The sequence below is a fragment of the Pseudoalteromonas shioyasakiensis genome (assembly GCF_024518675.1).
Lineage (GTDB): Bacteria > Pseudomonadota > Gammaproteobacteria > Enterobacterales > Alteromonadaceae > Pseudoalteromonas > Pseudoalteromonas shioyasakiensis_B.
Genome location: NZ_JANIGL010000001.1, coordinates 1,091,885 through 1,106,305 on the forward strand (window position 1 = coordinate 1,091,885; position 14,421 = coordinate 1,106,305).

Here is a 14,421-nt window from a genome sequence, read left to right on the forward strand (position 1 = left end):
TGTTGCGCTAGTTCACTTAGCGGGCTCGGCCAATTTTTCGCGCCTTATATTAAGCTGCGCGGACCTCACTGTCGAGAGTGCAAAACGAAGTAGTGAGGCTGAACGAACGATGAAGATTATAACACTTCATGACATTATTACTGCATAAATATGTACATTTAAACAAACTTTTTACAACAATTAACGACACGATAGGCGAACTTAGGTGATTTTATGCAATTATTTTCACAAAAAGCGGACATATGTCCTGTATCAAGCAATTGCAAAATTGTAGCAAACCCCATTAAACGATAGTGATTATCGTTTAATGGGGCTGTACATAAACATGTGTTATTTATCCACCCACTCTGGCAAATTCAGGATTCGCCAGCTCACAATTATGCTCATTAAGTAAACCAAGAATTGCCATATTTAGCTCTTCGATAACTTCCATATAAACAGCAAAATCCACGGTATTAACATAGCTTAGTACATCAATTTGTAATGCCCAAGGTGTGAACCCTTTAAATTTAACCCGACAAGGGTCATCCGCTACTGTGTCATGCTCATCTAATAGTTGCTTTAGGGCTACCATAAAAGCCTGTAAATCGACTTGTTTGGTTTTCGCACTTAACATTAAGTTAGGCCGATAAGAGATTCTCTCGCGTTCAGAAATATTTTCCAGCTGCATATCAACAAATTTTGCATTTGCTACGTAAATCACCGAACGATCAAGGGTGCGAATACGCGTTGCTCTTAGACCTATTTCTTCAATAGTGCCTACTTGAGCACCAAACTTACATAAACTACCTATACGCACAGGGGCTGAGATATATAAAGTAATGGCGCCAATAATATTTTCTACCGTTTTCTGTGCAGCCAAAGCAATCGCTAAACCACCAATCCCAAGTCCAGCCAGCAAAGTGGTTGCACTGAAACCGAGGTTTTCAAACCACAGTAAAGCCGCTATTACCACAATGAGCATTTTCGTTACATTACTTGCAGGGCGTAATAAAAACACCGCTTGTGGTTTATCTTGAGCAATAAAACGCTCGGCTAAACGGTGTTTTACTATATCAATACTGCGTAAAAACACCCAAGTCCACGCGATTAACAATACTGTGCCACCCTGAGCGATGGCAACCACCGCAATGGTAACATTGGAAACATCATGTAATGAACGTGACAGCAGCACGGCTAGTAACAAGCAAATCGGTCCTTTTATAAATGCCAGTACATCTTGAGGAGTATTAACTTTTAAACGATGTAAAATCGCAGCAAATATACGAGTGACTAAAACTGAAAATACAATAAAGCCTAAAAATGAGCCTGCAAAATAAACCCATTGCCATAACATCACACCAAGGAACTCAGCTTTAGGTAAATGATTATACAACCATTCTCCGACTAGATTGTAGCCAAACTCATCAATTAAAAATGGAATTTTACTGACCGTTGCATTAGATATTTTCCATACTTTATTGTCACCGTCTTCACTTGGTACACGTTGCAAAAGAATCTGCACAGGTCCGCGGGAGGTGGTTATTTCTGCGACTAAATCTCGATAACTTGGCACCGATTCATTTTTTTTCCCTTCAGGTTTTTTACTAAGCGTATCTACGTCAATCCATACTGTGCGATCAAAGACTAAAGAGAGTTGTTCAGCTAAAAGCTCAGGCGCAATCACTTTAACTTCAGGAGGTAAATTTCGATAATCAAGATAATGAGTCGCTAAATTAAAATCTCGATTGCGTGCAGCTTTAAGGTAAGCCTGCATGGATGAACTGGGTGTAATTCGGTGAAACTCATCATAAGGTAAAGAATCGATATCAAGCTCTTCTCCTTTTTCTTTAACTACAGAACTAACTGCAGCCGCTTTTATTACCTGTTTAACCTCCTCTTCACCTTTGCTAGAGGGCTCGTCTTGAGCATCAACTTTACTATCTTTATCCATCAATGACTTTACAGTCACTTCTGGCTCTGCACTGATATGTAAACTAAAACAGAACAACATAGACAAACCAATGAGTTTGAATATCGTTAACTTATGCCTAGCCATTGTAGCTTCCTTGGTATTTAAATATTAGCCTACTATTAACTATAAAAGTGTTAACCACTATTTAAAAGTTTTTAGTCTTCATATTACTAATTAATTTAATGCAAACATTAAAGGGATGAAATTTGACCTAAATAGCGACACCCGCTAACGTGTATAGAGTAAGCAAAAATGCTATATCATTAAGGAATAAGATGAATCTCACTACAACACTTGCAAAAAATTGGTCTGTGCTCTTTATACGCGGACTAATCGCCATCATATTAGGCATATTAACCTGGCTTGCTCCGCAAGCCTCATTGAGTATCATGCTATTGTTTTTCGCTGGATACTTTTTATTTGACGGTATTTTGCGTACTTGGGTTGCATGGAACTCCAAACAACATAATCCTTATTGGCGATGGTTACTAATTGGCGGTGTATTATCTATCGTTGCCGGGTTAGTTACATTACTCGCTCCTAATGTAACTACAATTTTGTTACTTTATTATGTTGCTGCTTGGGCTATCGCTATCGGGGCTGTAGAAATATTCGTAGCATTAAAGCTAAGAGCTGAAATATCAGGTGAGTGGGTATTAATTATTACCGGCTTATTATCGGTAGTTTTTGGTCTTTATCTTGTATTTAATCCAAGCGCAGGTATTCATACCCTACTCTGGTTAGTTGCAACCTACGCCGTTATTTTTGGTACCTTAATCGTTGGTTTTTCTTTAAAACTTAAAAAGCTTAGTACTTCACAATAAAAACAAAGCCTTGGAGCATCACTGTGCCAAGGCATTTATTCACCTTCAATAACACCTTACTATGCAAAATCAATTTAGCGTTTGTTAGCCTTACGCGATAAAGCAATTTCACCATCGATATGGATATCGCGCTGCGGAAATGAGATTACCACGTTATTTTCAGCAAACACCTTGTAAATACTGAAACGAATATCGCTGCGTACCTGCCTGAGCATAGTTTCCGATTCTGCACAAATCCAAAAAATAGCATTAAAAACCAGTGAGCTTTCAGCAAAATCGTCAAACAAGACTGATGAGGCTGGCATAGGTAATATAGCCGAATGTTCACTGAGTACTTGCTTTATCAACTTTTCAACAAGTAAAACATCAGAGCCATAAGCAACGCCAACGCTTACAGATGAACGCGCGTTGCGATCGATCAATGTCCAATTAGTAACCGTGTTTTCTAATAGCTGACTATTTGGAACTAGCATGTGCACGCCATCATTACGACGTATGCGGGTGGAACGTGTATTAATTGTTTCAACCACGCCTTTCGCTTCCCCAACTTCTAAAAAATCACCAATTCTAATTGGGCGCTCCCACATTAAAATCCAACCGCTGATAAAGTTATTAATAATATTTTGAGCACCAAACCCAACCCCAATTGCAATCGCACCTGAAACAAAGGCAAATGCAGTTAACGGGATACTAAGCACTTCTAAAGTGGTAAAAATGAGTATAGCGATACTCAATACTAAATAAATTCGCGTAAACAGTAGCACTGCATCTGGGTTCATTTTACGAGCAAGCAGCGTTTTTTTAATTAAACGTCCTGTACGCGTAACAACAAACCACATGGCAAACAAGATAAGTGGTACTTGGATAACTTTCGCAACGGTTATACTAATATCACCATAGGTGAATAGTACATAAGACAAAGTGTGGGAAATGTGTTCTAGATTCATAAGCATCCGCAGAGAAAAGGTTAACTATTCAGGGGTTAGTAAGTTTATTACGTCATAATACCCCTAAAGAGCAAAATTACTACGTCCATTATGCTCTTTATGAACAAAATATTAACAATTCTTTACAACCGCTGCTATACCTATAATGTAAGGTCAATACAGCACGAGGAGAACGCGATGTCACAACTAACCTTAAACCAAAAATTAGCCAGCTTACAGCCACTGGTTGATCTAGCGCTATTCGAATCTAGCTTAGATTACCGTAATAAAATTTTATGCGTACTTGCTGAGCAAGAGCAAACTCTTAACTCTATTAATAAAGAGTTTGGTCACACGCAACCGGAAGGTTTTGGTAGCGAAAAAAAGTTTGTACTTGGCTATAACTAATTTTGCTTGGCATGATTAATCATTTCACACATTACCCATTAAGTAATATGACAACAACCCATCAGTAGCTTTTGTATAGCCAATATATTTAAGCTACTATTTTTAAAAATACCGATAGTTTATCTGTAAAGTTTCTATTTTGCGCTCAATCCCCCCATTAAACCGATAAACTTTATTGTATATAATCCAAAATTTGCTAAGTTAAGACGCTAATGCCTTATTTGTATTTAAAAGGCTAATTTTTTTATTGGAGCTCTTATGCGCAAATCTCTCATCGCTAGCACTATCGCCAGCGCTTTATTACTTTCAGCTTGTAGTACACAACAAGCTGAAGACTCAGCTGAACAAGCAACTCAAGTCCAAACAATGAATGTTGATAACGTTTTGATGAAGCCAAGCCCACTACAATATATGGCGCCTGAGTTCGATAAGTTTGGTACTAAGGATTATGAGCCTGTATTTGACGCTGGTATTGCACAGCAAAAAGCGCAAATAGCTGCTATTGCTAACAACCCAGAACCGGCAACATTTAAAAACACCCTTGTAGAACTCGAACTATCTGGTGAACTGCTTGACCGTGTATCTACCGCTTTTTATAACTTATCAGGCTTAATTTCAGATTCTGAATACCAACGTATTGCCGCCAAAATGGCACCGGTGCTATCTGCTCATTCTGATGATATCTACTTAAATAATGCATTGTTCTCGCGTGTGCAAAGTATTTATAACAATAAAGCAAACCTGAATGCAGAAGACCAACGCTTGGTTGAGTATTACTACACTAAATTCGTCAATGCTGGTGCAAAATTGAACGAAGCGCAAAAGACCAAAATGCGTGAAATCAATGCTGAACTTGCTAAGTTATCAACTGAATTTTCACAAAACATTTTAAAATCATTTAAAGAAGACGTGATTTTAGTAAACGATAAAAGTGAACTTGCAGGCCTCTCTGATGGAGAAATTGAAAGCCTAGCCGCTGCCGCTAAAAAAGCGGGTAAAGAAGGCTACATGATCACCCTAGTGAACACCACACAACAGCCGATTTTAAGCAGCCTGGAAAACCGCAAACTACGTGAGCGTATTTTCAAAGCATCAGCCACTCGTGCACAAGCTACGAATGGTCCTATTATCATTAAAGAAACCAACTTACGTGCGCAAAAAGCAGAATTGCTTGGATACAAAGACTGGGCATCATATGTTATGACCACGCGCATGGCTAAAACCACTGACAATGTCTACGGTATTTTAGATGATCTAGCACCTAAAGCAGTAAATAAAGCCAAAGCAGAAGCCGCTGAGATTCAAAAAGTAATTGATGCATCAGGCGAAACATTTGCGGTACAACCTTGGGATTGGGCGTTCTACGCTGAAAAAGTACGCCAAGCTAAATATGACTTAGATCCTGCGCTAGTTAAGCCATACTTTGAAATGCAGTCGGTGATCCATGACGGTATGTTCTTCGCAATGGAAAAACTATACGGTATTACGTTTAAAGAACGTAAGGATTTACCGCTTTACCACGAAGATGTCATGGCATTTGAAGTATTCAATGAAGATGGCAGTGCAATTGGCTTATTCTATATGGACCCATACGCACGTGAAGGTAAACGAGGCGGCGCTTGGATGAGCTCATACGTTGGCCAAAGTGGCTTAAAGGGCACAAAACCTGTTATTTACAACGCGCAGAACATCCCAAAACCAGCTGAAGGTCAGCCAACATTAATGACCTTCTCTGAAGTAACCACCATGTTCCATGAATTTGGTCATGCGGCGCATGGTTTATTCTCTGATGTTAAATACCCAAGCCTTGCAGGTACTGCAACGGCGCGTGACTTCGTTGAGTTTCCTTCACAGGCTCACGAAGATTGGAACATTGAACCAACAGTGCTTGCTAACTATGCTAAACACTACAAAACGGGCGAGCCAATTCCAAAAGAGCTACTTGATAAAGTACTAGAGTCACAAAACTTCAATCAAGGTTTTGGCACCACTGAATACTTAGCCGCTGCTCTGCTTGATATGGAATGGCATTCTTTTGGTTCTGACACAGAAATCACTGACGTGCAAAAGTTTGAACACGAAGCACTAGAAAAACACGGTATAGCTTACTACCCAGTACCACCGCGTTATAAATCTTGCTATTTTAGCCATACTTTTGCTGGTGGCTACTCAGCGGGTTACTACGCTTACCTTTGGACTGAAGTGTTTGCAGCTGACGCATTCGCTCACATGACAGAGCAAGGCGGTCTTACTCGTGAAAATGGTGATAATTTCCGTAAAGAAATTTTATCAAAAGGTAACAGCCGCGACTTAATGCAGAGCTACATTGAGTTCCGTGGTCAAAAGCCAACTACAGACGCATTACTGAAGCGCCGTGGTTTAGTTGAGTAAGCGTTAAACTGAACTAATCGTAAAAGCCCGCACACTGTTGCGGGCTTTTTGATATAGTAAGGCTTTAAAATTACTGATGTAAAACCATGGGCTACCTTTTTGTAACTACCCTACTTTGGGCTTTTTCGTTTAGTTTAATTGGCGTGTATTTAGCAGGTCAAGTTGACGCTTGGTTTAGCGTGCTTATACGTGTCGCCTTGGCAACCTTAGTGTTTTTACCATTTTTGAACCTCAGCACTATACCAAAGGCTATCATAGCTAAACTCATGCTCATTGGTGCGATACAGCTCGGAGCCATGTATAGTTTTTATTACCACTCTTTTTTATACCTTAGTGTGCCTGAAGTTCTGTTATTCACCGTGATGACACCTTTATATATTGCACTATTAAATGATGTAATCGAACGCCGCTTTAACCCTCAATATTTACTTGTCGCACTATTGGCTATCATCGGTGCTGTTGCTATTCGCTATCAAGGGGTTGATGCGAATTTTGTTACAGGGCTATTGTTAGTTCAAGCTGCAAATGTTTGCTTTGCCACTGGGCAAGTGACCTACAAACGCTTAATGACTGGCAGTGAGCTACCACAACGCACTGTATTTGGTTGGTTTTTCGTCGGCGCACTGATTGTTGCAACTGTATGCTTTGCTTTATTTGGCGATACCAATAAGCTTCCCACTACCAGCTCTCAATGGGGGATTCTTATTTACTTAGGGACAGTAGCCTCTGGCTTTGGCTATTTTGCATGGAATAAGGGGGCAACTCTGGTCAATGTCGGCGCTCTAGCAGTCATGAACAATTTACTGATCCCCGCGGGCATTTTAGTCAATGTAGTTATTTGGAATCGCGAAGCCGATCTTATAAAACTCAGTGTTGGCGGCGCCATTATTGTGTCAGCACTACTGTTAAATCAATATCTTAATAGAAATGCCATAAATAAAGCCTAAACTGTCATTAATGAGTTGCGAGGGTTTTATGAAATTACTGATTTGTACATCTTTGATAATATTATTAAGTGCTTGTAGCCAAACGCCACAAAGTAATAATATTCAAGTGGGCTCTCGGCCTTATTACCTCATCGACGATATGCCGGCGGGTAAGTTAAAAACACAATTACAAGCGTGCAGTGAAGGCCCTTTTTACAAAACAGACTTTTCCATTGGTCACCGTGGTGCACCGATGCAATACCCTGAGCACACTAAAGAGTCTTATATCGCAGCAGCGCGAATGGGCGCGGGCGTCTTGGAGTGTGATGTAGCATTTACCAAAGATAAAGAGTTGGTATGTCGCCACTCTCAATGTGATTTACACACCACCACTAACATTTTAACTGTACCTGAGCTTGCTGCAAAATGCAGCATTCCATTTCAGCCTGCAAAGGATGGCCAACCAGCACAAGCAAAATGTTGTACCAGTGATATCACCCTCGCAGAGTTTTTAACACTAAAAGGCAAGATGGATGGCGCGAATAGCCAAGCCACCACAGTCGCTGATTACTTAAAAGGCACGCCTAGTTGGCGCACTGATTTATACGCAAGTAATGGCACATTAATGAGCCACAAGCAAAGCATCACCCTATTCAAGCAGCTGGGCGTAAAAATGACCCCAGAGCTAAAATCACCGCAAGTGAGTATGCCATTTAATGGCTTTACTCAAGCGCAATATGCGCAAAAGATGTTAGATGAATATACAGAGCAAAACGTGCCTAGCAATCACGTTTACCCACAATCATTTAATCTTACAGATGTTCAATACTGGATAGCGCAAAACCCTGAGTTTGCTAACAACAGCGTGTACTTAGATGGCCGCGACGAAACGGCGAGTATTGATCCCAACAACTCAGCGACTTGGCAACCTAGCATGGCTGAGCTATACAATGACGGTGTACGTATTCTTGCTCCACCGATTTGGATGCTGTTAACTGTTGATGAAAACAAGCAGATTGTGCCATCTCTTTATGCTACTTCAGCTAAAGCCGCTGGGCTTAAGCTTATTGCATGGAGTCTTGAACGCTCTGGGCCACTTAATAATGGCGGTGGTTATTATTATCAATCAATTAAACAAGCTATTGATAACGATGGCGATATGATGAGCGTTGTTGATGTACTGGCTAAAGACGTTGGCGTCATGGCCATATTTTCAGACTGGCCTGCAACGGTGAGTTATTATGCCAGTTGCATGAATATCCCAAACAGTGAGTAATACGTAATGCTTTGCTATGATAAGTTAATTTTTCCTCTAAAGGCGCATTATGATTATTCAGCACCAAAGCCATGATATCGCAACTGCAACAGGTACTATGCGTACCAGTGTTTACCGTCCGCAAGCTAGCGGGCAATTTCCTACCATTATTTTTTACTCTGAAATCTTCCAGCAAACGGCGCCAATAGCCCGTAGTGCCGCACTTTTGGCCGGCCATGGTTTTGTGGTTCTGGTACCTGAAGTTTTCCACGAGCTAAACCCTATTGGCACTGTTCTAGCCTATGACGATGCAGGTAAAGACAAAGGTAATGCCGACAAATGGGCAAAGCCACTTGAATCCCATGACAGTGACACCCAAGCGTTAATCGATTTTGCAAAAACACAAGATTATTGTACTGGCTCAGTGGGTGCGATGGGTGTATGTATTGGTGGCCATTTAGCTTATAGAGCGGCACTAAACCCAGCAATTAAAGCAGCCTTTTGTTTATACGCCACTGATATTCATAGTGATACTTTACCAGCAGCGACAGGCAATAATTCGTTCGAACGTATGGCTGACATTCAAGGTGAAATTCACTTTATTTGGGGCAAGCAAGACCCTCATGTGCCGCAAGAAGGTCGCGATAAAATCTACCAACAAGCGGTTACCACAGGTATCAACTATCAATGGCAAGAAGTAAACGCACAGCATGCATTTATGCGCGACGAAGGGGATCGTTACGACCCTGCTCTAGCCATTGCGATGTATCAACAAGCGGTGGCATTATTTAGCCGTACTTTGTAAGCTCGTGTGACTAAGTTAGTTACCTTTAAGCATACCCAAAGCGGTATGCTTTTTTACAAAGTAGTCTTTGAGATAATCAATAAATAAACGCAGCTTTTTCGACCCTGCCCCACCGGGCGGAAACACGCCATAAAGCTCTATGTCTTTACTTTTATAATCATCCAACACTATCTCTAATAAACCAGCTTGTACTTTAGGCCACGCATCATAAAGTGGTATGCGCCCAATGCCATGCCCAGCTTCAACAAACGCTGTACGTGCAGCGGCGTTATTGGTGCTTAACCCTCCATGCATTATTAGACTGTGCTTTTTGCCCTCTTTTTGTAATGTTAGTGTTTTACTCCCTAACTGATACACCACCCACTTATGCGCTTTGAGTTGCTCTGGCGTTTTAGGCTTACCAAAGTGAGCAAAGTAATCTGGCGAGCCACAAAGACAAGTGCTCATCACTGTCAGCTTAGTCGCCTGTAAGTTTGAATCATCAAGCGCCACACCACGAATGGCAAAATCAAACCCACTTTTAATAATATCAACAACTTCGTCACTAAGTTGAAGATCAATATCAATTTTAGGGTATTGGCGTTTAAAAGTATTAATTGCAGGTACTATCAGTTGCATGCCAACATTCACTGGGCAGCTTATTTTTAATAACCCTTGAGGCTCATGTTTAATGTTTTCAATTTGCTGATTCGCCGCATTCGCTTGCTCGGTAATAACTCGGCAACGTTCATAGTAAGCAATCCCAGCTTCGGTTAACGCCATAGTGCGGGTTGAGCGATTTAATAAGGTTACTTCAAGCTGGGTTTCTAACTTTTTTAAATGATAACTCGCCACAGCACGGGTTAAACCTAACTGTTTTGCCGCAGCCGTTAAGCTGCCTTGCTCAACAATTTGTGCAAACACCACCATACTTTTTAATTGTTCAAACGAAACTTTCATAGTCACTCCAACATCAAACATCAAACATCAAACATCAAACATCAAACATCAAACATCAAACATAATTATTGTATCAATTTTTAAACCAATAAAGTTAAATTTATCATCGTTGTTTAAACTCACTTTGGCGCATATAGTAATTAACAGATTACAATTCATTTCATCAGAAGGAATATCGTTATGGCTAAAAAAATACTTATGGTTCTTACTTCACATGCTGATTTAGGCAACACAGGTGAAAAAACAGGTTTTTGGGTAGAAGAATTCGCAGCCCCTTACTATGCCTTCATCGATGCGGGTGCAGAAGTAACCTTGACATCACCTGACGGTGGGCAGCCACCTATTGATCCCACAAGTACACTAGCCGACTTTGAAACGGATGCCACTAAACGTTATGACAACGACAGTGCAGCAAAAACATTGATGGCTAATACCAAAATTTTAAGCGAAGTAAACGCCAGCGATTTTGATGCAGTATTTTATCCAGGCGGCCATGGCCCGTTATGGGATCTAGTCGATAACGATGACTCAATTAACTTAATTGAAAACTTTATTCAGCAGCAAAAACCTGTTGCCGCGGTTTGCCATGCCAGCGCTGCATTTCTAAATATCAAAGATACAGACGGTAATGCATTAGTTGCAGGTAAAAAAGTAACAGGTTTTAGTAATACAGAGGAAGCGGCAGTGCAACTTACTGACATTGTGCCATTTTTAGTCGAGGACGAACTAATTAAAAAAGGTGGCGATTACCAAAAAACCGATGATTGGGGTGTCCTCGCATTAGAAGACGGTCTTGTGATCACCGGTCAAAACCCAGCAAGTTCTGAGCTTGCCGCTAAAAAACTGCTCACTAAATTAGGTTAACTATTGATTTTAAAGCCTTGCCTAGTGCAAGGCTTTTCATTTAAGCACCAAGATAGGTATACTCTGGCAAACCTATTTTCAATTTAAGCTTATGTATGGCAAACCAAAAAAGTTCTTTACGTATACCTCCTCTGGCCAGTAAGCGTTTTACCCTCATCGGCATCATTTTACTGTGTACTGTATTACAAATTTTTAATAGCTTACCTGGAGTTAACCTAAATGGCTTAGGTATATACCCGCGCAGCCTTAGTGGTTTAACTGGAATTTTTTTCGCCCCGTTTTTACATGGCGGTTGGGCCCACTTAATAAGTAATTTAATCCCCTTTGCAGTACTTGGTTGGCTGGTTTGCCAATACAGTGTTAAGCGATTTTGGTTAGTGTTTATTTTCACAGCCCTAGCTGGTGGGTTGTTAGTTTGGTTATTTGGCCGCAGCAATATTCATGTTGGACTTAGTGGCGTATTGTATGGTTTGTGGGGCTTTTTAATTTGCTACGGCATTATGCATCGCTCCTTTAAAGCCATAGCAATAAGCGTTGTAGTAGTGTTTTTATATAGTGGTTTAATTTGGGGCGTATTTCCACAGCGCCCACATGTGTCGTTTGAAAGTCATTTGTTTGGCGCCATTGCTGGTATAGTGATTGGTTACTATTTAGCAAAACAAGATAAGAAACTCAATAATTTATAAAGCAAAGCTTAATCTCTTGATAAATTATACTTTTTCATTTTTTCTACTAAGGTTGTTCGTCTCACGCCGAGTATTTCAGCGGCACGGGCAACCACGTAATCATAACGTTCAAGCGCTTGAGTAATTAGGCTAATCTCGAGTTCTGCTAGGTACTCTTTCAATTCAATGCCTTCATCTGGTAGTAAGCCTGAGTCCGTAGTCGCTAGCTCCACTTCTGGCTCATCATCATAATCACTAAAACCTGTACTAAAAATATCATTAAACGCGTCTCGCTCCATTAGCTCCTCTGGGTATTGGGGCTCGTAGGCATCAACCTCAATATAGCGATATTTTGCAGGTAGATCAGGCACATCAACGACCTTCTCAGGGAACATAATAACCATACGCTCAACAAGATTTGCCAGTTCACGAATATTCCCAGGCCATGCATGTTCTTTTAAACTTTCAATAGCACGCTCGGTAAATTTAGCTGTAGTACCACTTTGCTCATTTACACGGCGCATTAACTCTTTTAGTAAAAGCGGTATATCATCAGCGCGCTGTGCAAGTGAGGGATTTTCAATAGGGAAAACATTTAGACGATAATATAAATCTTCGCGAAATGAGCCTTTTTCAATCATTTCTTCAAGATTTCGGTGAGTCGCGGCGATAATGCGCACATCTGCTTGAATCGCTTTAGTGCCACCAACACGTTCGTAGCTGCGCTCTTGTAACACGCGTAAAAGTTTTACCTGCATTTGCAATGGCATATCGCCGATTTCATCTAAAAAAAGTGTACCGCCTTGAGCAAGTTCGAAACGGCCTTTACGGGCTGAAATAGCTCCTGTAAAAGCGCCTTTTTCATGCCCAAACAATTCACTTTCTAATAACTCACCGGGGATTGCACCGCAGTTTACTGGTACAAATGGCCCTGAATTACGTTTAGACAGCAAATGTACGTTGCGAGCAACCACTTCTTTACCCGTGCCAGACTCACCTAAAATAAGCACGTTTGCATCAGTTTTAGCCACTTGCTCAATTAAAAAGCGTACATCTTTGACAGCCTCTGTTTCACCTACCAAACCATCAAACGATTTATGTGGTTTAGGGTGTTTATGATCGCTTGGCAACATGCGTTGATATTGCTGGCAATCGTGCAAAAGTTGAGTAGTGACATCGTGGTTAAATGGTTCAGAAATCAAACCCACTACATTCGCAATACTTAGTAATGGTTTTAAAGTCTCGCCAATTAATAAAAAAGGAACTGCAGGATAGCGCTTAATTAAGCTTTCATGATCAAACTCTTGTAACGCTCCCAAGATAACCATGCATTCTTGTTTTTGGTACTTATTACACTCTTGTTCGAACTTTTGCTCGTCAAGGCTTAAAACAGCTTCACCAATAAATGTTAGTGAAGCATGTAAACCAATCGCACGATTATTATTATTATCTAGAATCAAGATCATTTGTTAGCGAACCACAGTTACAACAAGCTATTAGTATTTAAATTGTAAGCGAGTTTGACGCGGATGCAAGCACTCAACGGCAGTTTTTTGACATCATTGCCAAAAAACTGCCACGGGGTAACTATAAGTAATACTTATGAATTACTTATAAAATGAAAAGTTTATAATAAACCCAGTATTGACTCAGCAGATTGATTTGCTTGACCGCGCAGTGCAATGGATGCTTGAGACAAAATATCATTAGATATCTGTTGAGATATAGCCTGAGCATAATCAGTATCTTCAATACGACTTTGGCTTGCTGCAATATTTTCTTGCTGAGTACCCAGCCCCTTTATAGTACTCGCTAAGGTATTTTGAAAAGCCCCAAGCTCTGCACGTTGGGCGTTAATTTCGTCCGCTGCTTGGTCGCTAATATCAATTGCGGCTTGTGCCCCAGCTTGTGTAGAGATATCGATGGTTGAGATTACTGATGCAAAGCTACCATCCGAAGGAGTGGTTGTTTGTGTGGTATTGGCATCAGGCCCTACTTGAAACGACACAGATTGACCATCAAATAAAGGTTTACCACCGAATGAGGCATTTTCGAATGTTTCTGATATCTGCGTTTGCAATTGCGACACTTCTTCTTGCAGTGCAGCCCTATCATTATCTGTAAGCGCACCATTACCCGCTTGAATAGACAGCTCTCGAATTCGAGAAACGGCATCATTCACTCCAGATAGATTTGACTCTGTCACTTGTGAATAAGAAATCCCATCGTAAGCATTGTCAACTGCTTGGCTGTAGCCATCTTGTTGCGATGTTAATCTATCAATAATTTGCAGTGCAGCGGCATCATCTGCAGCTGAGTTTACTTTTTTACCTGTAGCAAGTTGCTCAGCAAGCTTATTAGATGTTTGCTGAGCTTGATTTAAAAAACTAGTTGAAGGTGATTGAATTTTCATAGCAGACATTATATATAAAACAAATATAAGTAAGCATAGTAAAAACCTTCA

The 14,421-nt window shown here is 40.6% G+C and carries 13 protein-coding genes; 8 read left to right on the forward strand and 5 right to left on the reverse strand.

Annotated elements, in window-relative coordinates; genetic code table 11:
* Positions 1 to 334: 334 nt before the first annotated feature.
* The gene (locus NQT69_RS04785; protein WP_256826535.1) at positions 335 to 2,038 is read right to left on the reverse strand and encodes a mechanosensitive ion channel family protein; all 1,704 of its coding nucleotides are present in this window, start codon (positions 2,036 to 2,038) and stop codon (positions 335 to 337) included.
* A gap of 191 nt (positions 2,039 to 2,229) precedes the next feature.
* Between NQT69_RS04785 and NQT69_RS04790 the strand changes: the two genes are divergently transcribed.
* Positions 2,230 to 2,778: an HdeD family acid-resistance protein gene (locus NQT69_RS04790; RefSeq protein ID WP_256826536.1), complete on the forward strand. Its 549-nt coding sequence runs from the start codon at positions 2,230 to 2,232 to the stop codon at positions 2,776 to 2,778.
* 74 nt (positions 2,779 to 2,852) lie between these two features.
* On the opposite strand, the gene NQT69_RS04795 is transcribed toward NQT69_RS04790, so the two are convergent.
* Positions 2,853 to 3,725, reverse strand: coding sequence for a mechanosensitive ion channel family protein (locus tag NQT69_RS04795; RefSeq protein ID WP_256826537.1), 873 nt, complete (start codon positions 3,723 to 3,725; stop codon positions 2,853 to 2,855).
* A gap of 177 nt (positions 3,726 to 3,902) precedes the next feature.
* Between NQT69_RS04795 and NQT69_RS04800 the strand changes: the two genes are divergently transcribed.
* The 5 genes from NQT69_RS04800 (at position 3,903) to NQT69_RS04820 (ending at position 9,489) form a co-directional block, all read left to right on the forward strand.
* On the forward strand, positions 3,903 to 4,112 hold the full coding sequence (locus NQT69_RS04800) for a hypothetical protein (RefSeq protein ID WP_256826538.1): 210 nt from the start codon (positions 3,903 to 3,905) through the stop codon (positions 4,110 to 4,112).
* Between the two features lie 258 nt (positions 4,113 to 4,370).
* Positions 4,371 to 6,503 (forward strand): M3 family metallopeptidase, encoded by a 2,133-nt coding sequence (locus NQT69_RS04805; protein ID WP_256826539.1) that lies wholly within the window; start codon positions 4,371 to 4,373, stop codon positions 6,501 to 6,503.
* An 86-nt stretch (positions 6,504 to 6,589) separates the two neighbouring features.
* Positions 6,590 to 7,450, forward strand: coding sequence for a carboxylate/amino acid/amine transporter (locus NQT69_RS04810; protein WP_256826540.1), 861 nt, complete (start codon positions 6,590 to 6,592; stop codon positions 7,448 to 7,450).
* A 28-nt stretch (positions 7,451 to 7,478) separates the two neighbouring features.
* Positions 7,479 to 8,705 (forward strand): glycerophosphodiester phosphodiesterase family protein, encoded by a 1,227-nt coding sequence (locus NQT69_RS04815; RefSeq protein ID WP_256826541.1) that lies wholly within the window; start codon positions 7,479 to 7,481, stop codon positions 8,703 to 8,705.
* 49 nt (positions 8,706 to 8,754) lie between these two features.
* The gene (locus tag NQT69_RS04820; RefSeq protein ID WP_256826542.1) at positions 8,755 to 9,489 is read left to right on the forward strand and encodes a dienelactone hydrolase family protein; all 735 of its coding nucleotides are present in this window, start codon (positions 8,755 to 8,757) and stop codon (positions 9,487 to 9,489) included.
* 15 nt (positions 9,490 to 9,504) lie between these two features.
* On the opposite strand, the gene NQT69_RS04825 is transcribed toward NQT69_RS04820, so the two are convergent.
* The gene (locus NQT69_RS04825; RefSeq protein ID WP_256826543.1) at positions 9,505 to 10,428 is read right to left on the reverse strand and encodes a LysR family transcriptional regulator; all 924 of its coding nucleotides are present in this window, start codon (positions 10,426 to 10,428) and stop codon (positions 9,505 to 9,507) included.
* A 180-nt stretch (positions 10,429 to 10,608) separates the two neighbouring features.
* Here NQT69_RS04825 and NQT69_RS04830 point away from each other — a divergent pair, with 180 nt between their 5' ends.
* A complete protein-coding gene (locus tag NQT69_RS04830; RefSeq protein ID WP_256826544.1) occupies positions 10,609 to 11,292 on the forward strand; it encodes a type 1 glutamine amidotransferase domain-containing protein in 684 nt (227 codons plus the stop codon).
* 95 nt (positions 11,293 to 11,387) lie between these two features.
* Complete coding sequence (locus NQT69_RS04835) at positions 11,388 to 11,978, forward strand: rhomboid family intramembrane serine protease (RefSeq protein ID WP_256826545.1); 591 nt, start codon at positions 11,388 to 11,390, stop codon at positions 11,976 to 11,978.
* Between the two features lie 8 nt (positions 11,979 to 11,986).
* Here the strand turns inward: NQT69_RS04835 and NQT69_RS04840 are convergent, their stop codons facing one another.
* Positions 11,987 to 13,423, reverse strand: a complete 1,437-nt coding sequence (locus tag NQT69_RS04840) for a sigma-54 dependent transcriptional regulator (RefSeq protein WP_256826546.1) — start codon at positions 13,421 to 13,423, stop codon at positions 11,987 to 11,989.
* A 161-nt stretch (positions 13,424 to 13,584) separates the two neighbouring features.
* Entirely contained in the window at positions 13,585 to 14,370 is a 786-nt protein-coding gene (locus tag NQT69_RS04845) for a flagellin N-terminal helical domain-containing protein (protein ID WP_256826547.1), read from the reverse strand.
* Between the last annotated feature and the right edge of the window lie 51 nt (positions 14,371 to 14,421).